We start from the raw sequence: 24898 nt of genomic DNA, 5'->3' as shown, positions 1-24898 counted from the left end.
TCCTGACAAAATCAGGATTTTTTAACAAATGTTTATCGTGTTAATTTTTTGTATTTAATACGAGTTGGCGTTACATCTTTTCCTAAACGTTTGCGCTTGTTTTCTTCATATTCTGTAAAACTTCCTTCAAAGCTATACACTTGAGAATCACCTTCAAAAGCTAAAATGTGCGTACAAACTCTGTCTAAAAACCATCTATCATGCGAAATAATTACGGCACAACCTGCAAAATTCTCTAAACCTTCCTCTAAAGCTCGTAATGTGTTCACGTCTAAATCATTAGTAGGCTCATCTAAAAGTAATACGTTTCCTTCTTCTTTTAGTGTCATGGCTAAGTGCAATCTATTTCTTTCTCCACCAGATAATGTTGAAACTTTTTTGTTTTGTTCACCTCCACCAAAATTAAAACGTGATAAGTAAGCACGAGAGTTTACTTGACGTCCGCCCATCATAATTAATTCTTGACCATCGCAAAAGTTTTCCCAAAGGGTTTTGTTTGGATCAATATTAGAATGTGATTGATCTACGTATGCAATTTTTACTGTATCACCAATTTCGAATGTACCAGCATCGGCTTGTTGTTCACCCATAATCATTTTGAAAATAGTCGATTTACCAGCACCATTTGGTCCGATAATTCCAACAATTCCTGCTTGTGGTAAAACGAAATTTAAATCGTCATATAGTAATTTATCTCCAAATGCCTTAGCAACATTTTTAGCTTCAATTACATTCGTTCCTAAACGAGGTCCATTAGGAATGTAAATTTCTAATTTTTCGTCTAGTTCTTTTTGGTCTTCGTTTAATAATTTATCGTAGTTCTGTAAACGTGCTTTTTGTTTGGTTTGACGTCCTTTTGCTCCTTGACGCACCCAATCCAACTCACGCTCTAAATTTTTTCTACGTTTTGACGCTACTTTTTCTTCTTGCGCCATACGGTTTGATTTTTGTTCTAACCAAGAAGAATAATTTCCTTTCCATGGAATACCTTCTCCTCTATCCAACTCTAAAATCCAACCCGCTACATTATCCAAGAAATATCTATCGTGAGTTACCGCAATTACAGTTCCTGAATATTGTGCCAAATGTTGTTCTAACCAAAGAACCGATTCAGCATCTAAGTGATTCGTTGGCTCATCTAATAATAAAACATCTGGTTGTTGTAAAAGTAAACGACATAAAGCTACACGACGTTTTTCTCCACCCGATAAAACTGAAATTGGTGTTTCTGGATCTGGTGTACGAAGTGCGTCCATTGCGATTTCCAATTTATTATCAATTTCCCAAGCTCCTGAAGCGTCTATTTTGTCTTGTAATTCAGCCTGACGATCCATAAGTTTTTCCATTCTTTCTGGATTCTCATATACTTCAGGCAAACCGAAATCGTCGTTAATTTTATTGAATTCTTCTAATAAAGCAAACGTTTCTGCAGCACCTTCACGAACGATATCGATTACCGTTTTAGTTTCATCTAAATGAGGTTCTTGTTCTAGATATCCAACCGTGTAACCTGGTTGAAAAACTACATCACCTTGGTAATTTTTATCAACTCCAGCAATAATTTTTAATAATGAAGATTTTCCTGAACCATTTAATCCAAGAATACCAATTTTTGCTCCGTAAAAGAAACTTAAATATATATTTTTTAGTACTTGTTTATCTGCTCCTGGATAGGTTTTACTCAATTTTTGCATTGAGAAAATCACTTTCTTATCATCTGACATAATGGTATGTTTGTTTTATTATTTTTTTAAATTGTAATATTAAACTCTTCCTTTCAATGCGTTGAAAACCCAAGCAATAGCAAAGAAACCAACTCCAACCGCTGCAAATCCCCAACCAGCAACATCGGCATAACGGTAAATTCCTAATCCAATTAAAAGTAATCCCATTAAAATCATAATGAAAGTAGCCCAAGCCAATATTGTATTTTTATTCATTCCCATAATTAAGTATTTTTAACTAAAGTTTTGTAAATTTTAGGATTGCGAAGGTACAAATTTTTAAACTTTTTATCATTTGAATTAATTGAAAATTTTAATCAATAATTCCTTTAATAAATCATGTTGTGACATTGATGAAGCACCAACTCCTTTACTTTTTACATCGATATCGCGCAAAGCAGCAACAATAGCACTTACTTTTTTCATTGGATAATTTCTGAAAGCCACTTCGTAATCTTTTACAAAGTAAGGACTCACTTTTAAAACTTTAGCTGCATTAAACTGCGATTTGTCTTTTAATCCGTGATATTGTAATAATTGTGAAAAGAAACCAAACACCAATCCAGTAGTAACCACTAAAGGATTATCTTTTGGATTTTGAGAAAAATGATCTATAATTTTATAAGCTTTCAATTGGTCTTTTTCACCAATCGCTTTTCGCAATTCGAAGTTGTTGTAATCTTTACTAAAACCGATATTCTCTTCAATATCTTTTGGAGTAAACGTATGACCTTTTGGTAAAATAATTTTTAATTTATCTAACTCGTTACTGATTTTAGACAAATCGGTTCCTAAAAATTCAACTAAAATAGCCGCTGCTTTAGGTTCAATGCTATAACCTTGTCCTGATAAAACCCTTTTAATCCATTCGCCAACTTGATTTTCGTATAACTTTTTACTTTCATAAACCACTCCTACTTTGTCTAAAAGTTTAGTGACTTTTTTACGCTTGTCTAATGTTTTGTATTTATAAGCAAAAACCAAAACCGTTGTAGGCTGAGGATTTTCGGCATACGCTTCTAATTTATCAATAGTACGTGATAATTCTTGCGCTTCTCTAACAACCACTACTTGTCGGTCGGCCATCATTGGAAAACGTTTTGCACTTCCAATCACATCTTCCATTGTAACATCACGACCATATAAGATAGATTGATTAAAATCGCGTTCGTGTTCTTGCAAGACATTTTGCTCAATAAAATCGGTCAATTTATCAATATAATACGGCTCTTCTCCCATAAAAAAATAAATGGGTTTAATGTTTCCGGCTTTTATATCTTTTGTAATTTGAATTACTTCGTCCATAATTTAGTATTCAGTGTTAGGTAAAAAGTTGGCAGTTTGTAATATTTAACTAATTTTGAACTATGCAAAAATTGAATTTTCCAACGTATTCCTTTCGGTTCAAAAATAGTGAAAATAAAGTGTCTATTTTTGATGAAATTAGAAAAAAATTTATTCTTCTTACACCTGAAGAATGGGTACGTCAACACGTAGTTCAGTTTTTGTTACAAGATAAAAAGTATCCGAAATCCTATATCAACGTTGAGAAATTAATCAAAATTAACGATTTAAGCAAACGTTATGACGGTGTGGTTTTTCAACCAAATGGTGAAATATTTTTATTAATTGAATGTAAAGCACCAGAAGTTCCTATCTCGCAACAAACGTTTGACCAAATTGCACGCTATAATTTAGTATTGAAAGCCAAATATTTAATGGTTACCAATGGACTAAATCATTATTTTTGCCAAATGGATTTTGAGAATGAAAAATATGTTTTTTTAGAAGAATTGCCAACATATACAAAATAATGAAAAAAAATATTCTACTTCTTTGTCTCGTATTTTGTTTTGTTTCTTGTCAAAAAGAAAATAAAAAAGAAACTTCAATTCAAACAAATATAAAAGACACAAGCAAAGTTTTAGTAAGTGAAGCTGTTGTAATCATAGATACCACTTTTAGTGAAACTAATACAATTGAAGATTATTGTATTGCATTAGATTATTTAAAAGATGAATACACTAGAAAATTAAACGAAACTAATTCAAGCGCAAAAAGCAATGAGTTATATGAAGAATATCATACTATTAGAAAAAAATATATTTATAATATGAGTACATTTAATGATACGTTGCTTTCAAATTATGTCAATCAATATAGTGAAGAACAAGAAGATTATGTTTTAAATACTGATTATAAAAGAATTACAAACCAATTAAAAAAAGTAGCTGTTGAATTTTGGTATGTTGGAGAAGGTTATACAGAATTTAGGAGCATTCCAAGTCACTATCCTACCATGTTTAAAGGAAAAGTTTCTCAAGATTATCAAGATTTTTTAAATTTAATTGCTATTGATGAAAAGGAACTTTATTCAGCTGATGCAGGTTTTATGGTAAACTTTGATGAAGTAGGAAAAAGAGTTGCGCATTGGGAACAATATTTAACAAAACATCCTAACAGTAAATTACTAAATGAAGCTAAAGCACTTTATAATAACTATCTTACAGATTTTATTTTTGGTCTTGAAAACACTCAAACTTATGAAGAAGAAACAGGTCTTATCTATCCTGAATATTTAGAAGTTTATGATGATTTTGTAAAAAAATATCCTAATTCAAAAACTACAAAAACAATTCGGGAATTCTTAAAATTAGTTGAAAAAAAGACATCATTCGACGATATTCACAAAGCATTGAATTTGAAGTATAAGTTTTATCAATGAAAAAAAATAAAAAAATAGCAGTAGTCATATTGAATTGGAACGGTGCCAAATTGTTAGAACAGTTTTTGCCTTCGGTAATGGCATTTTCTGATGAAGCTACGATTTATGTAGCTGATAATGCTTCGACCGATACATCTATTGAAGTAATCCAAAACCAATTTCCATCGGTTAAAATCATTCAAAATACGGGAAATTTTGGTTTTGCAAAAGGCTATAATGAAGCGTTGCAATTTGTTGAAGAAGAATATTACGCTTTAGTGAATTCCGATATTGAAGTAACTGAAAATTGGCTTGTTCCTATCTTAAAAATTTTTGAAAATCAACCTGAAACTGCAATTATTCAACCTAAATTATTAGATTTCAAAAAGAAAACCCATTTTGAATACGCTGGTGGCGCTGGTGGTTTTATTGATAAATTTGGTTATCCGTTTTGTCGTGGACGAATTTTTGACACGGTTGAAGAAGACAAAAATCAATATGATGACGAGATTGAAATTTTTTGGGCAACTGGTGCTTGTTTTTTTATTAGAAAAGAAGTCTATCGAAAACTAAAAGGTTTTGATGATGATTTCTTTGCCCATCAGGAAGAAATTGATTTGTGTTGGAGAGCTTTTAATTTAGGTTACAAAATAAAATACACTTCAAAATCAATCGTGTATCACGTTGGTGGTGCGACTTTAAACGAAGGAAACCCAAGAAAAACGTTTTTAAATTTTAGAAATTCGTTGTTAATGTTGACTAAGAATTTACCTAAAAATCAATTGTTTCCAATCCTATTTATACGCTTGTGTTTAGATGGTTTAGCAGGAATTCAATTTATTTTGAAAGGTAAATTCAAACATTGTTGGGCAATTATTCAAGCACATTTTGCTTTTTATCACCTTGTATTTCAATTTTATAAGAAACGTAATACAACTCAAAAATCTAATTACTACAAAATAAACAGCATCGTTTATCGTTACTTTATCAAGAATGGCAAGGTCTTTGCTGACCTTTTTTAACAATAGTTTAGGTTTAAAAAAGCTATTTTTTAACAATTTCCATTTAATTTTGTAAAAAATAATTATCGTATGAGAAGAGTAATGTTATTCGCCGCAGTAGCCGCTATTTCATTAAGTTCGTGTGTTTCAAAAAAGAAATTCACCGAATTAGAGGCTAAAAACAAAGAGATTCAAGATTTATTAAACACCGCAACGGTTAAATTAAACACTTGTTTAACAGAAAGAGAAGCGTTGGCTAGTCAAGTTGATTTTCTTAAGAAAAATAACACTGACTTAATCAATAACATGGGGAATTTGACCACTTTAACTACAAAAGGGGCTGAAAATCTTGAAAAATCATTAGAAAGTTTAAAAGAAAAAGATTTAAAAATCACACGTTTACAAGACGCTTTAACTAAAAAAGACAGTGTTACTTTAGCTTTAGTTACTAGTTTAAAACGTGAAGTAGGAATCGACGATCCAGACATTAACATCAATGTTGAAAAAGGTGTGGTAATGATTTCGATTGCAGATAATTTATTATTCAAATCGGGAAGTTACGAAGTAAGTGATAAAGCAAAAGGTGTTTTAGGTAAAGTGGCTAAAGTAATCAACAGCAAACCAGACTTTGAATGTATGGTTGAAGGTCACACGGATAATGTGCCAATCAAAAATGCTGTTTTATTAGACAACTGGGATTTATCGGTAAAAAGAGCCACTTCAATTGTGAGAGTTTTACATAAAGAGTTAGGAGTTAGCCCAAAACAATTAATTCCTGCTGGAAGAAGTTCATATATTCCTTTAGTGGAAAATGATTCTCCTGCAAACAGAGCAAAAAACAGAAGAACTCGCATTATAATTATGCCAAAAATTGACCAATTCTACGATATGTTAGAAAAGGAAATGAAAAACTTAGAAGGGAAATAATTTACCTTTAAAATATAAAAAAACGCCTCAAGTGATTGAGGCGTTTTTTATTTAATACTTTATTATTGAGACATTTATAAAAAACAAGCACTTTATCTATGATTTTAAACAATTCGTAGAAAAATTGCTAAATAATTAAAAAATTAACTGATAAAAATTTTTATAATTAAATATTCTATATAATTTTGACAAAAATAATAAACATTTTGCCCCACACTACAAATGGATAAACTCCATTAATTAAAACAACTTTCCTTACTTCTTTGGTCGCATTTTATATTGAATTTAATAACCAATTAAATATATAAATTATGAAAAAAGTTGTTTTAAACATCTCCGTGATGTTGTTTGGTGTTGCAATGTTTGCACAAGCCAATCTTAGTGTAGTAAACCAAACAGGTTTAGGAAACATGTCTAATGTAGACCAATTCGGATTGTTAAATGGTTCAGATGTTGATCAAGATGGACGCTACAATGAAGCAGAAGTTGATCAAGTTGGTATTCTAAACGGTTCAGAAATTGACCAATTAGGTAGACGAAATGATGCCAAAGTAGACCAATTAGGCATCGCAAATTATTCTAACGTAAATCAAGACGGTAGAAGAAATGAAGCCGATGTAACTCAAGTAGGTTTAGGAAATGATTCTGATATTGATCAATATGGTAGAAGAAATAGCTCTACAGTTGTTCAATTTGGAATTGCTAACGAAGCTAACGTTTTACAAGTTGGATTAGACAATACTGCTTCCATTTTACAAATTGGAGAAGATAATACTGCTGATCAAACTCAATTAGGCGATGACAATAGTGCAACCGCAATTCAATTTGGTGAAGACAATTACTCATCACAAATTCAAGTTGGTGATGACAACACTGGATTAACACTACAAGTTGGAGAAGGAAATGCTTCTTATCAATTACAATTAGGTGAAGATAACATGGTAATTCATGATCAAGATGGTCAAAATAATTTAGCTATAACTACTCAAGCTGGTGAAGGAAATTTCTCTTACATCCAACAAGATGGTTCGTTAAATACTGCTTGGACAAATCAAACTGGTCAATTACACATGAGTTTTGTTAACCAAACTGGAGTTGGAAACCTTTCTTTAGTAAATCAATCTAACTAATTTTTTTATTAATGAGACAAGTGAGCTTTTCTTGCTTGTCTCATTTTTATTATATGAAATCGCTAACAACAAAAGTTTGAGTTAACAAATACAAGCAAGCGATACTATATGTTACCTATGTATGATAAATGAAGTTTTAACATATGAAAAATCTAAAAAAAATAATCGCCATTATATTTTTGCTAATCTGCTTTGCTGCTGTTTCGCAAGAAAATACACAAACAGAAATAGCGATAATAAATCAAAATCTTATTGATTATAAACTAACATCAATTATTCCTCAAACCCACACTAATATTACTATAATTACACAAATAGGAAATCAAAATTTCAATCAAAATACCATTATTGCCAATCAATCACTCATTCAACTATATCAAAACGGACATTTTAATTCGACCGATATTTACAGAGTTGAAGCTGAAGTAAACGAATTTATTATTCAAAATGGAAATGGAAATACAATCCATGAAATGTCGATAGGAAATTACAATACAATTGACAATCACTACATTCAAAATGGTGATAATAACCGAATTACAAGTTTTGGAAGTAACACAATATCAGAAAATTTAAAAATTCAAATCAACGGAAATAACGCATCAGTAATCGTAATTAACAGATGAAACGAAATCGAATATATATTCTAATTTTCTCGCTATTTTTTAGTGCAATACTTCATGCTCAAATTTTGAATACCGAAGTAAAAGCTAAAATAGAATTGAGTTATTTTGAAGAAATGGTTTCGGTTACAGGAACAGCTGAAAATCTTGATGACGGCATGAAAAATTTATCATACACCTTGTCGGTCATCAAAAAAAATAAGCAAACGGCAAACACATCAAACAATTCTCAAAATGGTGAGTTTACGTTAAATCCTAATGAGAAAAAAATACTTTCAACAACAAAAATCAATCAAAGTACTAAAGATGAAATTATAATTCTACTCTTAATTTATGACGATAATGATGTTATGGTTGGAAAAGACCGAATTATTGTAGAGGAAAAAAAAAGTGAAGCTTTAAATAAAAATGAAGCCGAACTTGAAATTACGGGCATTGTTTCAGACGATACCAAAACCAAAGTAGGAAAAGATTTTTACGACATATATTTTTCAAAATACAATTCTGAAGCTATAAAAGGAAATCAAATTGTACAAATTGAAGAACAACTCAACATCGGAAGAACAACAATTCTAAAAATAACAATAGACAACAAGTTAATTTCAGAATTTATTGCAAATCCAAATGAAGAATTTCTTTCTCAAAAAGCCGAAGAAGCCATTCAAATTACAAAGAAATACTTCAAAGATTTAGAAAAACTAAAAAACAGAATCGAACAATATTAAAACAATAAAAATGAAAACGTACATAACACTATTCGCTTGTTTTTTTATCGGTTTTTCAGTAGCACAAAACTTAGTTTATAAACCAAAAAACCCAGCATTTGGTGGCGATACATTCAATTATCAATGGATGTTAAGTTCAGCCGAGTCACAAAATTTATTAAAAGACCCTGATGGTGATGATGATTACAAACAACAATCTGATTTAGAACGCTTTAGAGACAACTTGAATTCACAATTATTAAGTTATTTATCAAGAGAACTTTTTGATAATCAATTTGGTACTGGAACTTCTGGAACAGGAGATGGCACTGGCTCTGGAACTCAAAATGGTGTATATACTTTTGGAAGTTTATCAGTTGAATTATATGAGTCTAACTTAGGCTTAGTCGTCAATATTTTAGACATTCTGACAGGTGAAGAAACTCAAGTTATTATTCCCAGAAATTAAATTCCTTCAAACATAAACTGCCCTAAAGTTTATCAAAATTTAGCTTACACGTGTTCTTTTACTAAAAACAAAACACATGAAAACAAGCATAAAAATAGTTGGTTGCAGTTTATTTATTCTATTAAGCAGTTGCGGAGCCTATTTTAATCAGCCGCTTACCGTTCAAAAAGCTTCTTATGGGGAAGGAACACCTGCTACTCTATCATTAAAATCATTACCACCACCAAAAGAACAAATCGTTGTAGGTGTGTATAAATTTAGAGACCAAACGGGGCAATACAAACCTTCAGATAATGGAAGTAATTTTAGTACAGCTGTTACACAAGGCTCAACATCTATTTTAATAAAAGCACTTGAAGATTCAAAATGGTTTATTCCAATTGAACGAGAAAATTTAGCCAATCTTTTACAAGAAAGAAACATCATTAGATCTACACGTCAAGAATATTTAAAAGATACAAATACAAAAGACCAACAACTTACTCCACTACTCTATGCCGGAGTTTTATTAGAAGGCGGAATTGTTTCGTATGATTCTAATATTATAACTGGTGGTTTTGGTGCACGCTATTTTGGTGCCGGAAGTTCTACAAGTTATAGACAAGATCGAGTAACGGTTTATCTTCGATTGGTTTCAACCCAAAATGGAAAAATTCTAAAAACAATTTATGTTTCAAAAACCATTTTATCACAATCGTTAGACGCAAGTTTATTTCGCTATGTAAAATTTAAAAGATTATTGGAAGTTGAAACGGGTTTTACAAAAAATGAACCTTTGCAATTAGCCGTTACAGAAGCAATTGAAAAAGCGGTTGAAGGTTTAATTGTAGAAGGAATTCAAGATAATATTTGGGTTGCCAATGCGCCAATTTCAACATTAACTGAAGTCATAAACGAATACAACAAAGAAAAAGAAGAATCAGAATCAACACTACTTTACAAACGCTATTTCAAAGAACGTAGAGCAAAATTTGGAGTCAACTTAGACGTGGGTGGTTCATTAATTCAAGGCGATTATCCAAGTGCAGTTTTAAAACCTGCTTTGCGTGCTGGAATGCGTTATTTCATTTTGCCCACGTTCAGCATTAATACTTCAGTGAATTTATTTTGGATGAAAAACAAAAACAAATTTGATGATGCACACACTTCTTTTGATTTGAATACTGAAGTTCTCTTTTTACCATATGATAGATTGACACCATTTTTTTTCATTGGAACAGGTTTAGGAGCAACATCAAGTTATGAATCACCTTATTTTAAACTACAATCAGGTGTAGGTGTAGAATATTTAGCAACCGATAATTTAGGAATCCGAATGCTTGGCGAAATCAATTTAACACAATCTGATAAAATTGATAACATTACATCAGGAATTAGAGATGACAATTACTGGCGGTTTTTCATCAGTGTAAACTATTATTTTCCTCGAAAAAAATATGATGAAAAAGCCATTAAAAAACACGTAAAAGATTTATCTATTGAAGCAACTTCAAACACAACAAAATAATCATGTACAAAATATATAAATTCAGTTTTTTTATACTAATTCTTGCACTTTCATATTCTTGTTCCGAAGAAACTATTGACGAAACAGGTTTTGGAACGGTAACTGGTCGTGTAGTAGAAGCCGTTACATTTGAGCCAATTGAAAACGCTCGAGTTTCTTCAAATCCTAATACAAGTGCTGTTTTTACTGATGAAGACGGATATTTTACAATAGAAAACGTACCAACAGGAGATTATGCTTTTGAAGCCCGAAAAGATGGTTATATTACTAAATTTGAAGCGGGAACTGTACTAATAGAATTAGAAACCGAATTGGTTTTTGAACTAGAACCTATTGAAGAAATTAACCAATCTCCAACTGTTCCAGAACTTTTAACACCACTCGATAATGCCGAAGATTTAAGTTTAAGCGTTAATTTAACTTGGCTATCAACAGACGCAGAAGATGACGAACTAACTTATAAAATTACCCTTAGAAATGATATTACAAACGAAATTATTATTTATGAAGACATTACAACAGCATCTTATAACTTAACAAGTTTAAATTATAGTACCAAATACTTTTGGGAAGTATCTGTTTCTGATGGAATAAATCCCGAAGTAAATAGCTTGACACAATCATTTAGAACATTAGAATTTCCAAATGCACGTTATCTTTTTACTCGAAAAATAGCTGACAACAATGTAATTTTCACTGCTGACGATGCTGGAAATGAACTACAAATAACTTCTGATGCAACCAATAGTTTCAGACCACGAAAAAATATTCCTGCAAATAAAATTGCTTTTTTGAGAACGACTGGAGGACAAGCTCATATTTATACCATGAATCCTGATGGTTCTGATGTTTTTAAAGTCACAGCCGGAATTCCAGCTGCGGGATTTAATTTGGATTATTATAATTTCAGTTGGAAAAGCAACGGAAGTCAATTAATTTATTCCAATTTTGATAAACTGTACAAAATCAATGCCGATGGAAGTGGATTAGAATTGATATTTCAAACACCCAACGGAAAATTCATTTCTGAATGTGATTGGAGTGTTGATAGTTCAATTATTGCGCTAAAAATGAATAATTTGAATGGTTATGAAACAGAAATCTACGTAATTGATTCAAACGGAATAATCGTAGAAAATGTAATCTCTGGAACCATGGGTGCGATTAGCGGTTTACATTTATCGGTTACTAATAACAAATTAGTTTTTACAAGAGATATTACTGGCTTTGAAAGTTTTGATTACCGACAATTAGATTCAAGAATATTTCAATATGATTTTTTAACTGATACAACAACAGAAGTAAATGTTCAAAAACCAGCAGGCTTCAACGATTTAGAAGTTCGATATTCTCCAAATGAAGCTGAATTACTTTTTGTGAGTACATCAAATGATGGAATATCGGCTAGAAATATTTTTAAATACTCCGTTGGAATAACAGGTACAAGATTACAATTATTTGATATTGCCATCATGCCCGACTGGAAATAAAAAAGCAGGTCAAAGACCTGCTTAATGTATCCTTAATTTTTTTATTAATAACCAATTAAATATTAAATTAAGAAACACATAGTTTTAATAAATTTATACTAAAACTATGAATGTCTCATCTATAATTGGTTAAAATTGAGAATAGTAAAGCTAATTTAGTATTTTATAGTGATAAAACCAAATTATTAACTATAAAACATCCAAACTTCCTTTTCCTTCACGAATTACTTCGGGCTCGTAGCCTGTTAAATCTATAATGGTTGAAGCTACATTGTCTCCGTAACCTCCATCGATAACCAAATCGACTTTGTTATTCCATTTTTCGAAGATTAATTCTGGATCGGTTGAATATTCAATTACCTCATCTTCATCATGAATGGATGTGGAAACGATAGGATTTCCAAGCATTTCTACAATTTGCAAAGCAATATTATTAGCTGGAACACGAATTCCGACTGTTTTTTTCTTTCTGAATTCTTTTGGTAAATCGTTATTTCCTGGTAAAATAAAGGTGTAAGGTCCAGGCAATGCGCGTTTTAAGATTTTAAAAGTCGATGTGTCAATTTGTTTCACATAATCAGAAAGATTACTCAAACTAGAACAAACGAAGGAAAAATTCGCTTTTTCTAACTTAATTCCTTTGATTTTAGCCAATTTTTCTAACGCACGAGAATTGGTAATATCGCAGCCTAAACCATAAACCGTATCGGTTGGATAAATAATTAAACCTCCGTTTTTTAAAACCTCAACTACTTTTTTAATTGCGGCTTCACTGGGTTTGTCTTCGTATATTTTTATAATTTCTGACATAATTATATGCTTTATGCCTTAAGCTGAATGCTTAAAGCAGTTAACCAATCACTTCCAACTTCGCAAATCGCAACAATAATTTTTTCAATCCGCCTACATCAAAACGAATTTCAGCTTTTTTATCGGCTCCAATTCCTTCAATGTTTACGATTTGACCTTTTCCAAAACGTTCGTGCATTACGATATTTCCAACAGCTAAATTCGCATCGACTATGTTTGAACTTCCTGAATTGCTTGAAACAGGTTTTAATCTTCTAATATTGGCTGAAGAAACAGGTTCATCTCGCGTTAAATATTTTGGTGGTGTTCCCGCAGTTGGTTTTGCTAATCGTAATTTTGATTTATCAATATCGCCAAAAACATCAATATCCATAACTGGTTTGTAGCGATAACCTGAATCCACTGGATTCAAATATTCTAAATATTCATCGTTAATTTCTTCAATAAAACGCGAAGGTTCACTATCTACTAATTTTCCCCAACGGTAACGCGATTGTGCATAAGTCAAATACGCTTGATGTTCGGCTCTTGTTAAGGCTACGTAGAATAATCGACGTTCTTCTTCTAATTCGCTACGGGTATTCAAACTCATAGCACTTGGAAACAAATCTTCTTCTAATCCTACAATAAACACGTGTGGAAATTCTAATCCTTTTGCCAAGTGAATCGTCATCAGTGCTACCCTATCATCATCTCCTGTATCTTTATCTAAATCGGTGGCTAAAGCTACGTCTTCCATAAATTCTGCTAGCGCACCTCTTGCACCGTCGATTTCAATTTGTCCTTCAGTGAAATCTTTAATACCGTTTAGTAACTCTTCTATATTTTCAATTTTGGCAATTCCTTCTGGAGTTCCATCTTTCTTAAGTTCTTGAACCAATCCCGTTTTCTTTGTAACATGATCGGTTAAGAAAAAAGCATCTTGATTTTCGTTAATGACTTGAAAACTTTTAATCATCGTAACAAAATCATTCAACTTTGCTTTTGTACCCGAATTCAGTTTCAAATCAATTTTATCAATATGTTCCATTACTTCAAAAATAGAACGCTTGTAATGATTGGCCGCAACCGTTAATTTCTCAACCGTAGTATCACCAATTCCTCTTGCAGGATAATTAATCACACGCACTAACGCTTCTTCATCTTTTGGATTAATCACCAAACGCAAATAGGCCAAAACATCTTTAATTTCCTTACGTTGATAAAACGATAAACCACCATAAATTCGGTACGGAATATCGCGTTTACGCAACGCATCTTCCATCGCTCGAGATTGTGCATTCGTACGATACAAAATAGCAAATTGTCCGTTTAACATTTGATTTTGCATCTTCTGCTCGAAAATAGTGGCGGCTACAAAACGCCCTTCTTCTCCATCGGTTAAACTACGGTGGACTTTAATTTTTGGTCCGTCATCATTCGATGTCCAAACGATTTTATCTAACTTGGTTTTATTCTTATCAATTACGTTATTCGCTGCTTCTACAATGTTTTTAGACGAACGATAATTTTGTTCCAAACGATACAATTGTACGTTTTCGTAATCTTTCTGGAAATTTAAAATATTGTTGATATTCGCACCACGGAAGGCATAAATACTTTGTGCATCATCGCCTACCACACAAATATTCTGAAATCTATCTGACAACGCACGGACAATCAAATACTGGGAGTGATTTGTATCTTGGTACTCATCTACTAAAATGTATCGAAAACGATCTTGATATTTTGCTAAAACATCTGGAAAAAGATTCAATAATTCATTGGTTTTCAATAACAAATCATCAAAATCCATCGCACCCGATTTAAAACAACGCTCTACATATTGTTGATAAATTTCACCCATACGCGGTTTTTTACTCATCGCATCGGCTTCTTGTAATTCGGGATTATTGAAATAGGCTTTTACGGTGATTAAGGAGTTTTTATAGGATGAAATTCTGCCTAAAATTTGCTTTGGTTTGTAAATTTCTTTATCCAATTGCATTTCTTTGATAATTCCACCCAAACAACGCAATGAGTCTTGAGAATCATAAATGGTGAAATTAGAAGGATAGCCTAATTTATCGGCTTCACTTCTTAAAATTTTAGCAAAAACTGAGTGAAAGGTTCCCATCCAAAGGTTTTTAGCTTCATTAGTCCCAACAATATCAGCAATACGTTTTTTCATTTCACGTGCAGCTTTGTTAGTAAAAGTTAAAGCTAAAATATTAAATGCATCTACTCCTTGACTCATTAAATTAGCAATACGAACGGTTAACACACGTGTTTTACCAGAACCTGCGCCCGCAATAACAATCATAGGACCATCTTTCTGCAATACAGGTGCTTGCTGTGCTTCGTTTAATTGGCTAATATATCGCTGCATTTCTTTCATAGTGTACTATAACTTTTAACTAATTTACAAAAATACATCATGAAAAGGGTTAATACAAAAGAAGTTATTAACTCTTATTAAGATTAACACAAACAACTGAAATTCTAATTTGAAAATTAAATTTTTTAATCTTAATTTGCGATGAAATTAAATCAACTAAAAATGACAATCGAAGATAAATTATTAGAAATTGCTGCTTATACCTTACCTGCTTTAATTACTGGTGGTGTCGCTTTTGTAATGATGCAAAAATTTTATAACAGCGAAGAAAGTAAACGCAAATTTGAATTATTAAGAGAAAATCAAAAACAAGCGTTACCTATTCGTTTACAAGCGTATGAGCGAATGGTTTTGTTGTTAGAGCGAATCAATCCGTCTCAATTATTAATGCGTGTTGCTCCTACAGGAAAAAGCAAAGACGACTATGCTACATTATTATCGCATCACATTCAAACTGAATTTGAGCACAATTTAACCCAACAAATTTATTTAACATCTGAAACTTGGGATATCATACTAAAAGCTAAAAACAGTACAGTGCAAATGATTCGAAAAAATGCACTTCGAGAAGATGTTGCAGATGCTGACAAATTAAGAGAAGCGGTTATGATTGAGCTTACAGAAACAGAAGCGCCAAGTAATATTGCGATTAGCTATTTGAAAGAAGAATTGAAAAGAGTATTTTAATATAAATCCCGAGTTGAAGCTCGGGATTTTTTTATTTTTCGTTTAAAAACTTTGCATACAAAGCTTTCATGGTTGAATCTGAAGTTTCTGCAAGTGTTTCAACCGTTTTACTATATTCGGGATTTTTTAGCAATTCACGAATTTTTGTTCTTGCAAAAAGCGTAAACTGCCATTTGTGATGATTGGTTGCTAAAAATAATTGTGTAATTACTTTTTTATTCATGAAATCAATTGAAAGAAGTGCTTCTAAAGCATTTTGCCTAATAGAACTTTCATATTGAGACGATGCATAATGCAACAATTCTAAATAAAAATCTATTCTTTGAGTTTCAAGCTCTGGAGTTTCATAAGCTAACTTTAGCCATGTAATTCGTAAACTTTTATCGTTATTTCCAATTAAACGTCTAATTTGAAATAAATATTTTTCTCTATCTTCAGGAAAGTTTGTACATAAATTCACTAATGCAATTTCTATCGTTTGATACGAATTATCATTAAACAATGTTTCATATTGTGATTTAAAAGCTTCTGGAATTACTGGAGTTGATTCTGCAACCGCTCTTCTTACCAAAATATCATTTGTGGCTAAAGCATTTTCTAAAATTACTTTACGTTCATCAAAAGGCAAATTTCGAGTTTGATATACGACGTATTGCTTAATAGGATAATAAGCCTCTGATTTTAGAATTTCTGTTAATTCAGATAATGATTTTTTACTTCTCCTTAGAGCAAAATAGTCTTGAATGAATTTATTTTTAGAAAGATATTTTTGAGCGATTTCCATTTCAAATCCAGGCTTTTCCAACCAAACCCTTTTGAAATTTTCCACATCATACCCCGAAACATCTTTAACAATTTTCAAGAAATCATCTGTGTTGACATTTTTATATTGGTATTTTTTTAAATATTTTTTTACTGCTTTTTGAAAATTCTTAGCCCCAATATCCTCTCGCATCACATGCAACGCCCAAGCACCTTTCTTGTAAAACGATAACGAACTTGCTTTTTCATTCATTACAGGAACTGTATCGGTTTTAGAAGCACGTTTTAATTGTTCGGCATAATCGTTTAATTCTTCGTAGAAATAATCATCGCCAAACAAATGACGTTCTGCTAATAACGCATAATAAGTCGCAAAACCTTCTTGTAGCCAATGGTGTTTTCCAGATTGCGCCGTAATCAAATCGCCAAACCATTGATGCGCTAACTCGTGTGCGTTAACGTTTACATAATTTCTATCATTAAAACCTATTGAATCTACTACAAAATCTTGTGCGAAAATTGTTGAAGTCGTATTCTCCATTCCCGCATACAAAAAATCCCTTACCGGAACTTGACGGTAAATACCCCAAGAATACTTCACTCCTATTTCTTGCTCCAAATAATCGAACATTTCTTTGGAATAGCGATAAGTGGGTTCAAATTTTGAAACATCATTTTTATCCAAATAAAATTCCAAAGGTGTTCCAGATTTGGTGGTTTTGGTCTGTTTTTCGAAATTTCCAATTGCCAACATTACTAAATAAGAAGACATTGGTTTTTGCATTTTAAAATTCCAAATTTTATCAGGTTTTGAAAGTGGTGTATACAAAACTGAAGATTTATGAATCCCATTAGAAAGAACTGCTAGGCGAGAATCAAAAGAAATATTAAGATTAAAAATCACTTTCTCATTTACATCATCAAAACTGGGTAACCAATGACTGGTATAACGTCCTTGTCCTTGTGTCCAAATTTGACTAGTTTCATTTGAAAGATCACCAGTGAAGTATAAAGTTTGTTTCGGTTTTGCGGAATAACTAAAAGTTAGCTTATTTTTTCCTTTCTTAAACCCTTCAAATAAATCCAATGTTTTTCCTGAATTTTTGAATTTTACCGATTTTCCGTTGATTGCAACTTCTGAAAATTCCATACTTTTAGCATCAATCTTTATGGTATCGATTGCTTTTTTTACTTTGAACTCATAAGTAATAGTTCCAGAAATTGTTTTTTCTGAAGCATTTGGAGAAACAAAAGCATTACATTTAATAAAATCAACGTTATTAATTTGTTGACCAAATGACAAATTAATGAAAAACAAGGCTAAAAGAATACGAAACATCTTGATGGAATTTAATAATGTACGAATATAAACATTTTCAAATTCTCTCTTTTTTAAATTAACAAATTATAAACTATCTTCGTTTTTTGAAGAACAAAGAGAAAAGAATAAAGAAAAAGACTGAATACTCAAATGAATCTACTCGAAACTCCCATAGAATATCTCAAAGGCGTTGGTCCACAACGTGGCGATTTATTGCGCAAGGAGTTGGGTATTCATAAGTACGCAGATTTACTGAATTTATTCCCAAATCGTTATATTGATAGAACCCGTTATTACAAGATAAACGAACTACAAAATAGCAACTCGGAAGTTCAAATCGTTGGGAAAATAATCAACATCAAAACCGTTGAACAAGGCAAAGGACGTTCGCGATTAGTAGCTACTTTTGTGGATGATACAGGTCAAATGGAACTCGTTTGGTTTCAAGGACAAAAATGGATTCGCGAAAGCATCAAAATTAATATTCCGTATGTGATTTTTGGAAAAGTTACCCAATTTGGTGCAACTTATAACATGGCGCATCCCGAAATGGAATTATTAGAAGAACATAAAGCTAGCCTACGTTCCGCGATGCAACCGGTTTATCCAAGTACTGAAAAATTAGGAAACAAAGGGATTTCAAACAAAGTCATTAATAAAATGATGCAGCAATTGTTTGTTGAAACCCAAGCCTTATTTTCTGAAACTTTACCCAATTATCTTTTAGACGAATTAAAATTAATTCCAAAAAATGCGGCTTTGTTCAATATTCACTTTCCAAAGAGTCAAGATTTGTTGGCAAAGGCGCAATTCCGATTGAAGTTTGAAGAATTATTTTTTATTCAATTGCAATTGATTACGAAGAATCTGATTAGAAAACACAAAATAAAAGGAATGCCTTTTGAAAAAGTGGGCGAAAACTTCACCGATTTTTACAATAATCATTTGCCTTTCGATTTAACGAATGCTCAAAAAAGAGTACTAAAAGAAATCCGTAACGACTTAGGAAGCAACGCTCAAATGAATCGTTTGTTGCAAGGCGATGTTGGTTCTGGAAAAACTATTGTAGCTTTAATGTGTATGCTTTTAGCAAAAGATAACGGCTTTCAAAGTTGTTTGATGGCACCAACAGAAATTTTAGCGAATCAACATTTTAACGGAATTACTGAATTAGCGAAAGAACTGAATATCAATATAAAAATATTAACTGGTTCAACTAAAACTTCAGACAGAAAAATCATCCACGAAGAGCTTGAAAACGGAACTTTGGATATTTTAATTGGTACCCATGCTTTGTTAGAAGACAAAGTACAATTTCATAATTTAGGCCTAGCGATTATTGATGAGCAACACAGATTTGGTGTAGAACAACGTTCTAAACTTTGGAAGAAAAATGACGTTCCTCCTCACGTTCTTGTAATGACCGCTACTCCAATTCCTCGAACTTTAGCTATGAGTTTGTATGGTGATTTAGATATTTCAGTCATTGATGAATTACCTCCTGGTAGAAAACCAATTCAAACGGTACATCGCTATGATTCGAACCGATTGAAAGTTTGGAAATTCTTGAAAGACGAAATTGCGAAAGGGCGCCAAATCTATATTGTGTATCCATTAATTCAAGAATCTGAAAAAATGGATTACAAAGATTTGATGGACGGTTATGAAAGTATTTCAAGAGATTTTCCTTTACCTCAATATTCTATTTCTATCGTTCACGGAAAAATGAAACCCGCAGATAAAGACGAAGAAATGCGTCGATTCTCAGAAGGAAAAACGAACATTATGGTCGCAACGACTGTGATTGAAGTTGGTGTGAATGTACCAAATGCTTCCGTAATGGTTATTGAAAGCGCAGAACGTTTTGGATTATCACAATTACACCAATTAAGAGGACGAGTTGGTCGTGGTGCCGAACAAAGTTATTGCATCCTAATGACGAGTCACAAACTAAGCAACGATAGTAAAATAAGAATGGAAACGATGGTTCGTACTAATGATGGCTTCGAAATTTCGGAAGTCGATTTAAAATTACGAGGTCCAGGTGATATTATGGGTAAGCAGCAAAGTGGTGTGCTAAATCTTCAAATTGCAGATTTGGTAAAAGACAAAGACATTCTACAATTGGCAAGACATCATGCTATAAAACTATTAAAAGAAGATGCGCCAATGGAAAAACCAGAACATGCAAAACTTCGAGAAGCATTTATTGAGTTAAGCAAAAAGAAAACGATTTGGAATTACATTAGCTAAATTTCATTTAAATCAGAGAAATATTAAAAATTATAACAAAAATTAATTTTTGAAATCAATTTGATACCTTTTTTAAATAAATCTCAAATTTTTGAAACATTTGTACCTACAACTATGTTAAATAAATGGTAAGATTTTGGCATAATTAGTTCGTAAAAGTTAGCTTTGTTGCAACTAAAGCCTTCGTTACCATGAAAATTAAAACTATTACAATTTCATTATTTGTTATTGCCTTATTGGGATTAATCGGATATAGAGTTTTTTCAAATGCTGAAGAATCTGCAAAAAACAATAAAAAAGGAGATAAAAAACCACCTATGATGGTTGATGCTGTAATCGTTTCTGAAAAAGACTTTGCCAACACGATTTCGCTTTCTGGTTCTATTGAAGCCAATGAAAATGTGGAAATTAGAAGTGAAGTTTCTGGAATTGTAGAAAAAATTTATTTCACAGAAGGAACAAACGTAAGCAAAGGTCAGGTCTTATTGAAAGTTAATGATATTGAACTTCGTGCACAACTTTCGCAAGCCACTACAAGACAAAGTTTGGCTTCCGAAAATGAAAGAAGAGCAAAACTATTACTTCAAAAAGAAGCTATCAGTCAAGAAGAATATGAAATTGCAAGTGCCGAATTTAGAAGTCTAAAAGCGCAAACCCAATTGATTCAAGCACAAATTGGAAAAACAAGTATAAGAGCACCATTTTCTGGTAAAATTGGATTACGTAACATTTCTCCTGGAACATATGTGACTCCAACTACGCTAATCACCAAATTAGTAAGCTCAAATCAAGTGAAAATTAGTTTTTCAATTCCTGAAAAATATGCATCTGAAGTTGAGAACAATACTCCTATTCAATTTACGATTCCAAATAATACACAAAAATTTACAGCAAAAATCTACGCCATCGAACCTGAAATTGAAACTTCAACTCGAACCCTAAAAATCAGAGCGATTGCCGAAAATCCAAATGGAAAATTATTAGCCGGAACATTTGCTACTATTGAACTTCCGTTGAAAAATATCAAAGGTGCGATTCAAATTCCTTCCGAAGCAGTAGTTCCAGTTCAAGACGGAAAAGTGGTTTATATTGCCAATAACGGAAAAGCAAAAGAAGTGAAAATTGAAACAATTGCCAGAACGGATAAAAACGTAATTGTTACCCAAGGCATAAAATCTGGCGATACGATTTTGACTTCTGGCGTTATGGCTTTAAAAGATGAAGCCGATATCAAAGTAAAAGTAAAATAAGCTTTTCTAAATTCTAATTTCAAACTTCTAAATTTAAAATGAGTTTATCTACCTTAAGTATAAAAAGACCCGTATTTACCATTGTAATTAATTTGTTGATTATTCTATTTGGTATTTTAGGATTCAGTTATTTGGGCGTTCGCGAATTCCCTTCGATTGACCCTGCCGTGATTAATGTTCGAACAAATTACACTGGTGCAAATGCCGAAATTATCGAATCACAAATCACCGAACCACTTGAAAAAGCCATTAACTCTATTGATGGAATTCGAAACATTACATCTTCAAGTAATCAAGGTTCGAGTAATATTACGGTTGAGTTCAAGTTAGAAAAAAACCTTGAAGAAGCTGCTAATGATGTTCGTGACAAAGTATCTCAAGCCATTAGAAGTTTACCGCAAGATATTGATGCGCCACCAGTTGTATCAAAGGCTGATGCCGATTCTGATGCAATTATTTCGATGACCGTTCAAAGTCAATCCAGAAATGCTTTAGAGCTGAGTGATTATGCTGAAAATGTAATTTCAGAAAGATTGCAAACGATTCCAGGTGTAAGTAGCGTGCAAATTTGGGGACAAAAGCGTTATTCGATGCGTATTTGGATGGATCCTATCAAATTGAATGCTTACGGAATCACGGTTGCCGATGTTAGAAATGCCTTGGACAAACAAAACGTAGAATTACCTTCAGGAAAATTGACAGGTGCTAACACCGAATTAATGGTAAAAACCCTTGGAAATTTATCTACAGAAAAGGAATTCAATGACATTATCATTGTTTCAGAAGCAAATAAAACCGTTCGTTTAAGCGATATTGGTTATGCCGTTTTAGCTTCTGAAAATTTAGAAACCAAGTTTACAGAATCGGGAAATCCGATGGTGGCTGTGGCAATTATTCCGCAACCTGGAACCAATTATTTAGAAATTGCAGAACAATTTTATGCAGAAGTTGACAAATTAAAGAAAGATTTACCAAGTGATATCAAATTAGATATTGCTTTAGATAATACCATTTTTATTAAAAAATCAGTTGTCGAGGTAGCGGAAACATTAGCAATATCAGTAGTTTTAGTAATCATCATCATCTTTTTGTTCTTTAGAGATTGGTCGATTGCATTTAGACCATTAATTGATATTCCTGTTTCGTTGATTGCTACGTTTTTTATCATGTATTTATGTGGTTTCTCTATTAACGTATTAACGCTTTTAGCCATCGTTTTAGCGACAGGATTAGTAGTAGATGACGGAATTGTAGTTACCGAAAATATCTTCAAAAAGGTTGAAGAAGGCATGTCGCCAATCGAAGCGGCAATCAAAGGTTCTAACGAAATTTTCTTTGCTGTAATTTCGATTTCTGTAACATTAGCTGCCGTTTTCTTACCAATTATTTTCTTGGAAGGTTTCGTAGGAAGATTGTTTCGAGAGTTTGGAGTCGTCATTGGTGCAGCTGTACTGATTTCTGCCTTTGTATCGTTAACATTAACACCAATGTTAAATGCCTATTTAATGAAAGGTGGCGAACAAAAGAAAACGAAATTCTATGAAGCTACAGAACCTTTCTTCGTGAATTTGAACCAAGGTTATGCCAATTCGTTAGCACGATTTTTAAATAAAAAATGGTTGAGTTTTCCAATTATCATCATTTGTATCGGATTAATTGTATTGTTTTTTGCTATTCTTCCGAAAGAAACAGCTCCTTATGACGATAGAAGTTTAGGAATTGTCAGTGTAACGACACCTGAAGGTTCTACCTACGAATACACTGATCGATTTATGGAAGATTTATCTAAACTAATCAATGATTCTATTCCTGAGAAAAAAGTGGCTTTGGTAATTACTTCGCCTGGATTTTTATCTTCTTCGGTAAATGCAGGAAGGGTTCGTTTGGCATTGGTAGATCCAAGTGAGCGAGAAAAATCACAAAAAGAAGTAGTAGACGATTTGAATAAATGGGCAAAAAAATATCCGCAAGCCAAAGTAAATGTTTCCGAGCAACCAACAATTTCAGTAAACAGACGAGGTGGTTTGCCAATTCAATACATTATTCAAGCTCCAAATTTTGAAAAATTAAGAGAAAAGATTCCTCAATTCATGGAAGAAGCGAGTAAAAACGAAACTTTCTCGAATGTAGATGTGAATTTAAAATTCAATAAACCCGAAATTAATGTAACCATTAATCGTGAGAAAGCAGAAAGTTTAGGGATTTCTGTAATAGATGTTGCACAAACCTTGCAATTATCGCTAAGCGGACAACGTTTTGGTTATTTCATGCAAAACGGAAAACAATATCAAGTCATTGGACAATTTGACGAAAAAGATCGTGATGCTCCATTAGATTTGACTTCGATGTTTGTGAAAAACAAAGCGGGAGAATTAATTCAATTAGACAACGTAGTTGAAGTGGAAGAGCAAAGTAATCCACCGCAATTATTTCATAACAATAGATATATGTCGGCAACCGTTTCTGCAGGTTTAGCACCCGGAAAAAGTATGATTGACGGTATTAATGCTATGGACGAAATTAAAGAAAAAGTGTTAGACGATACTTTTACAACCGATTTGGGTGGAGAATCGCGTGACTTCGTAGAAAGTAGTTCGAATACTTCTTTTGCTTTTGGCTTAGCTTTGTTATTAATCTATTTGATTTTAGCCGCACAATTTGAAAGTTTCATCGATCCGTTTATTATTATCTTAACAGTACCAATGGCAGTTGCTGGAGCATTATTCTCACTGTGGTTATTTGGACAAACATGGAATATTTTTAGTCAAATTGGAACCGTCATGTTGATTGGACTCGTTACCAAAAACGGAATTCTGATAGTCGAATTTGCCAACCAACTTCGAGAACAAGGAAAATCGAAATACGATGCTATTTTAGAAGCTTCAGAAGCACGTTTACGACCAATTTTAATGACCAGTTTAGCTATTGCGTTAGGAGCTTTACCAATTGCTTTATCGCTTGGAGCAGCTTCTGCAAGTAGAATGGGAATGGGTGTTGTAATTGTGGGGGGAACGATGTTTTCGTTAATCTTAACCTTATTCGTAATTCCAGCAATCTATTTAATGTGGTCGAAAGCTAAAAAACACAGACCAGAATTTGATAATTTAGACGCTTTAGAGAAATAAAATAAACCGCAGATTCGCAAATTAAAATTTAAAA

The 24898-nt window shown here is 32.4% G+C and carries 20 protein-coding genes; 14 read left to right on the top strand and 6 right to left on the bottom strand.

The features are described from left to right. Positions 1-32: 32 nt before the first annotated feature. The 3 genes from ettA to holA all read right to left on the bottom strand — a co-directional run bounded on the left by ettA (position 33) and on the right by holA (position 3029). Entirely contained in the window at positions 33-1724 is a 1692-nt protein-coding gene (ettA, locus tag B2741_RS09625; protein ID WP_133606600.1) for an energy-dependent translational throttle protein EttA, read from the bottom strand. Positions 1725-1763: 39 nt separating this feature from the next. After that, positions 1764-1946 carry a CAL67264 family membrane protein gene (locus B2741_RS09620; RefSeq protein WP_133606598.1) on the bottom strand — a complete coding sequence of 61 codons (183 nt, stop codon included), beginning with the start codon at positions 1944-1946 and terminating at the stop codon, positions 1764-1766. A gap of 78 nt (positions 1947-2024) precedes the next feature. Then, a complete protein-coding gene (holA, locus tag B2741_RS09615) occupies positions 2025-3029 on the bottom strand; it encodes a DNA polymerase III subunit delta (RefSeq protein ID WP_291138189.1) in 1005 nt (334 codons plus the stop codon). 62 nt (positions 3030-3091) lie between these two features. Between holA and B2741_RS09610 the strand changes: the two genes are divergently transcribed. The 10 genes from B2741_RS09610 (at position 3092) to B2741_RS09565 (ending at position 12279) form a co-directional block, all read left to right on the top strand. Then, positions 3092-3538: a type I restriction enzyme HsdR N-terminal domain-containing protein gene (locus B2741_RS09610; protein ID WP_291138185.1), complete on the top strand. Its 447-nt coding sequence runs from the start codon at positions 3092-3094 to the stop codon at positions 3536-3538. Continuing rightward, positions 3538-4449: a hypothetical protein gene (locus B2741_RS09605; protein WP_291138182.1), complete on the top strand. Its 912-nt coding sequence runs from the start codon at positions 3538-3540 to the stop codon at positions 4447-4449. Before B2741_RS09610 ends, B2741_RS09605 begins: the two co-directional genes overlap by 1 nt. Further along, positions 4446-5450, top strand: a complete 1005-nt coding sequence (locus tag B2741_RS09600; protein ID WP_291138179.1) for a glycosyltransferase family 2 protein — start codon at positions 4446-4448, stop codon at positions 5448-5450. The genes B2741_RS09605 and B2741_RS09600 overlap by 4 nt, the downstream gene beginning before the upstream one ends. A gap of 69 nt (positions 5451-5519) precedes the next feature. Further along, positions 5520-6356 (top strand): OmpA/MotB family protein, encoded by an 837-nt coding sequence (locus tag B2741_RS09595; RefSeq protein ID WP_133606581.1) that lies wholly within the window; start codon positions 5520-5522, stop codon positions 6354-6356. A gap of 311 nt (positions 6357-6667) precedes the next feature. Further along, positions 6668-7486, top strand: coding sequence for a hypothetical protein (locus B2741_RS09590; protein ID WP_291138173.1), 819 nt, complete (start codon positions 6668-6670; stop codon positions 7484-7486). A gap of 143 nt (positions 7487-7629) precedes the next feature. Next, the gene (locus B2741_RS09585) at positions 7630-8112 is read left to right on the top strand and encodes a hypothetical protein (RefSeq protein ID WP_291138170.1); all 483 of its coding nucleotides are present in this window, start codon (positions 7630-7632) and stop codon (positions 8110-8112) included. 65 nt (positions 8113-8177) lie between these two features. After that, on the top strand, positions 8178-8834 hold the full coding sequence (gene csgH, locus B2741_RS09580) for a curli-like amyloid fiber formation chaperone CsgH (protein ID WP_291138167.1): 657 nt from the start codon (positions 8178-8180) through the stop codon (positions 8832-8834). A gap of 10 nt (positions 8835-8844) precedes the next feature. Next, a complete protein-coding gene (locus B2741_RS09575) occupies positions 8845-9282 on the top strand; it encodes a curli production assembly/transport component CsgF (RefSeq protein ID WP_291138164.1) in 438 nt (145 codons plus the stop codon). 76 nt (positions 9283-9358) lie between these two features. Next, complete coding sequence (locus B2741_RS09570) at positions 9359-10789, top strand: CsgG/HfaB family protein (protein WP_291138161.1); 1431 nt, start codon at positions 9359-9361, stop codon at positions 10787-10789. A gap of 2 nt (positions 10790-10791) precedes the next feature. Further along, the gene (locus B2741_RS09565) at positions 10792-12279 is read left to right on the top strand and encodes a carboxypeptidase regulatory-like domain-containing protein (protein ID WP_291138158.1); all 1488 of its coding nucleotides are present in this window, start codon (positions 10792-10794) and stop codon (positions 12277-12279) included. A gap of 189 nt (positions 12280-12468) precedes the next feature. Here B2741_RS09565 and B2741_RS09560 read toward each other — a convergent pair whose 3' ends face one another. Further along, a complete protein-coding gene (locus tag B2741_RS09560) occupies positions 12469-13089 on the bottom strand; it encodes an L-threonylcarbamoyladenylate synthase (protein ID WP_291138155.1) in 621 nt (206 codons plus the stop codon). Between the two features lie 40 nt (positions 13090-13129). Next, positions 13130-15457 (bottom strand): ATP-dependent helicase, encoded by a 2328-nt coding sequence (locus B2741_RS09555; RefSeq protein ID WP_291138571.1) that lies wholly within the window; start codon positions 15455-15457, stop codon positions 13130-13132. Positions 15458-15628: 171 nt separating this feature from the next. Between B2741_RS09555 and B2741_RS09550 the strand changes: the two genes are divergently transcribed. Next, a complete protein-coding gene (locus B2741_RS09550; protein ID WP_291138152.1) occupies positions 15629-16153 on the top strand; it encodes a hypothetical protein in 525 nt (174 codons plus the stop codon). A gap of 31 nt (positions 16154-16184) precedes the next feature. On the opposite strand, the gene B2741_RS09545 is transcribed toward B2741_RS09550, so the two are convergent. Next, positions 16185-18254: a M1 family metallopeptidase gene (locus B2741_RS09545; protein ID WP_291138149.1), complete on the bottom strand. Its 2070-nt coding sequence runs from the start codon at positions 18252-18254 to the stop codon at positions 16185-16187. Between the two features lie 132 nt (positions 18255-18386). On the opposite strand from B2741_RS09545, the gene recG reads away from it, so the two are divergent. The 3 genes from recG (at position 18387) to B2741_RS09530 (ending at position 24864) form a co-directional block, all read left to right on the top strand. After that, positions 18387-20489: an ATP-dependent DNA helicase RecG gene (gene recG / locus B2741_RS09540; RefSeq protein WP_291138146.1), complete on the top strand. Its 2103-nt coding sequence runs from the start codon at positions 18387-18389 to the stop codon at positions 20487-20489. A gap of 191 nt (positions 20490-20680) precedes the next feature. Beyond that, on the top strand, positions 20681-21739 hold the full coding sequence (locus tag B2741_RS09535) for an efflux RND transporter periplasmic adaptor subunit (RefSeq protein ID WP_291138143.1): 1059 nt from the start codon (positions 20681-20683) through the stop codon (positions 21737-21739). 38 nt (positions 21740-21777) lie between these two features. Next, positions 21778-24864 carry an efflux RND transporter permease subunit gene (locus B2741_RS09530; RefSeq protein ID WP_291138140.1) on the top strand — a complete coding sequence of 1029 codons (3087 nt, stop codon included), beginning with the start codon at positions 21778-21780 and terminating at the stop codon, positions 24862-24864. The last annotated feature ends 34 nt before the right edge of the window (positions 24865-24898 follow it).

Source organism: Flavobacterium sp. UBA7663, assembly GCF_002483315.1.
GTDB lineage: Bacteria > Bacteroidota > Bacteroidia > Flavobacteriales > Flavobacteriaceae > Flavobacterium.
Note: the sequence above shows the minus strand (reverse complement) of the source record. Positions and strands in the feature narration are given on the sequence as shown.

What these genes read in the sequence shown, in the direction of transcription:
- ettA (WP_133606600.1), bottom strand. Translation starts at nt 1,724, where the DNA reads ATGTCAGATGATAAGAAAGTGATTTTCTCAATGCAAAAATTGAGTAAA.
- B2741_RS09620 (WP_133606598.1), bottom strand. Translation starts at nt 1,946, where the DNA reads ATGGGAATGAATAAAAATACAATATTGGCTTGGGCTACTTTCATTATG.
- holA (WP_291138189.1), bottom strand. Translation starts at nt 3,029, where the DNA reads ATGGACGAAGTAATTCAAATTACAAAAGATATAAAAGCCGGAAACATT.
- B2741_RS09610 (WP_291138185.1), top strand. Translation starts at nt 3,092, where the DNA reads ATGCAAAAATTGAATTTTCCAACGTATTCCTTTCGGTTCAAAAATAGT.
- B2741_RS09605 (WP_291138182.1), top strand. Translation starts at nt 3,538, where the DNA reads ATGAAAAAAAATATTCTACTTCTTTGTCTCGTATTTTGTTTTGTTTCT.
- B2741_RS09600 (WP_291138179.1), top strand. Translation starts at nt 4,446, where the DNA reads ATGAAAAAAAATAAAAAAATAGCAGTAGTCATATTGAATTGGAACGGT.
- B2741_RS09595 (WP_133606581.1), top strand. Translation starts at nt 5,520, where the DNA reads ATGAGAAGAGTAATGTTATTCGCCGCAGTAGCCGCTATTTCATTAAGT.
- B2741_RS09590 (WP_291138173.1), top strand. Translation starts at nt 6,668, where the DNA reads ATGAAAAAAGTTGTTTTAAACATCTCCGTGATGTTGTTTGGTGTTGCA.
- B2741_RS09585 (WP_291138170.1), top strand. Translation starts at nt 7,630, where the DNA reads ATGAAAAATCTAAAAAAAATAATCGCCATTATATTTTTGCTAATCTGC.
- B2741_RS09575 (WP_291138164.1), top strand. Translation starts at nt 8,845, where the DNA reads ATGAAAACGTACATAACACTATTCGCTTGTTTTTTTATCGGTTTTTCA.
- B2741_RS09570 (WP_291138161.1), top strand. Translation starts at nt 9,359, where the DNA reads ATGAAAACAAGCATAAAAATAGTTGGTTGCAGTTTATTTATTCTATTA.
- B2741_RS09565 (WP_291138158.1), top strand. Translation starts at nt 10,792, where the DNA reads ATGTACAAAATATATAAATTCAGTTTTTTTATACTAATTCTTGCACTT.
- B2741_RS09560 (WP_291138155.1), bottom strand. Translation starts at nt 13,089, where the DNA reads ATGTCAGAAATTATAAAAATATACGAAGACAAACCCAGTGAAGCCGCA.
- B2741_RS09555 (WP_291138571.1), bottom strand. Translation starts at nt 15,457, where the DNA reads ATGCAGCGATATATTAGCCAATTAAACGAAGCACAGCAAGCACCTGTA.
- B2741_RS09550 (WP_291138152.1), top strand. Translation starts at nt 15,629, where the DNA reads ATGACAATCGAAGATAAATTATTAGAAATTGCTGCTTATACCTTACCT.
- B2741_RS09545 (WP_291138149.1), bottom strand. Translation starts at nt 18,254, where the DNA reads ATGTTTCGTATTCTTTTAGCCTTGTTTTTCATTAATTTGTCATTTGGT.
- recG (WP_291138146.1), top strand. Translation starts at nt 18,387, where the DNA reads ATGAATCTACTCGAAACTCCCATAGAATATCTCAAAGGCGTTGGTCCA.
- B2741_RS09535 (WP_291138143.1), top strand. Translation starts at nt 20,681, where the DNA reads ATGAAAATTAAAACTATTACAATTTCATTATTTGTTATTGCCTTATTG.
- B2741_RS09530 (WP_291138140.1), top strand. Translation starts at nt 21,778, where the DNA reads ATGAGTTTATCTACCTTAAGTATAAAAAGACCCGTATTTACCATTGTA.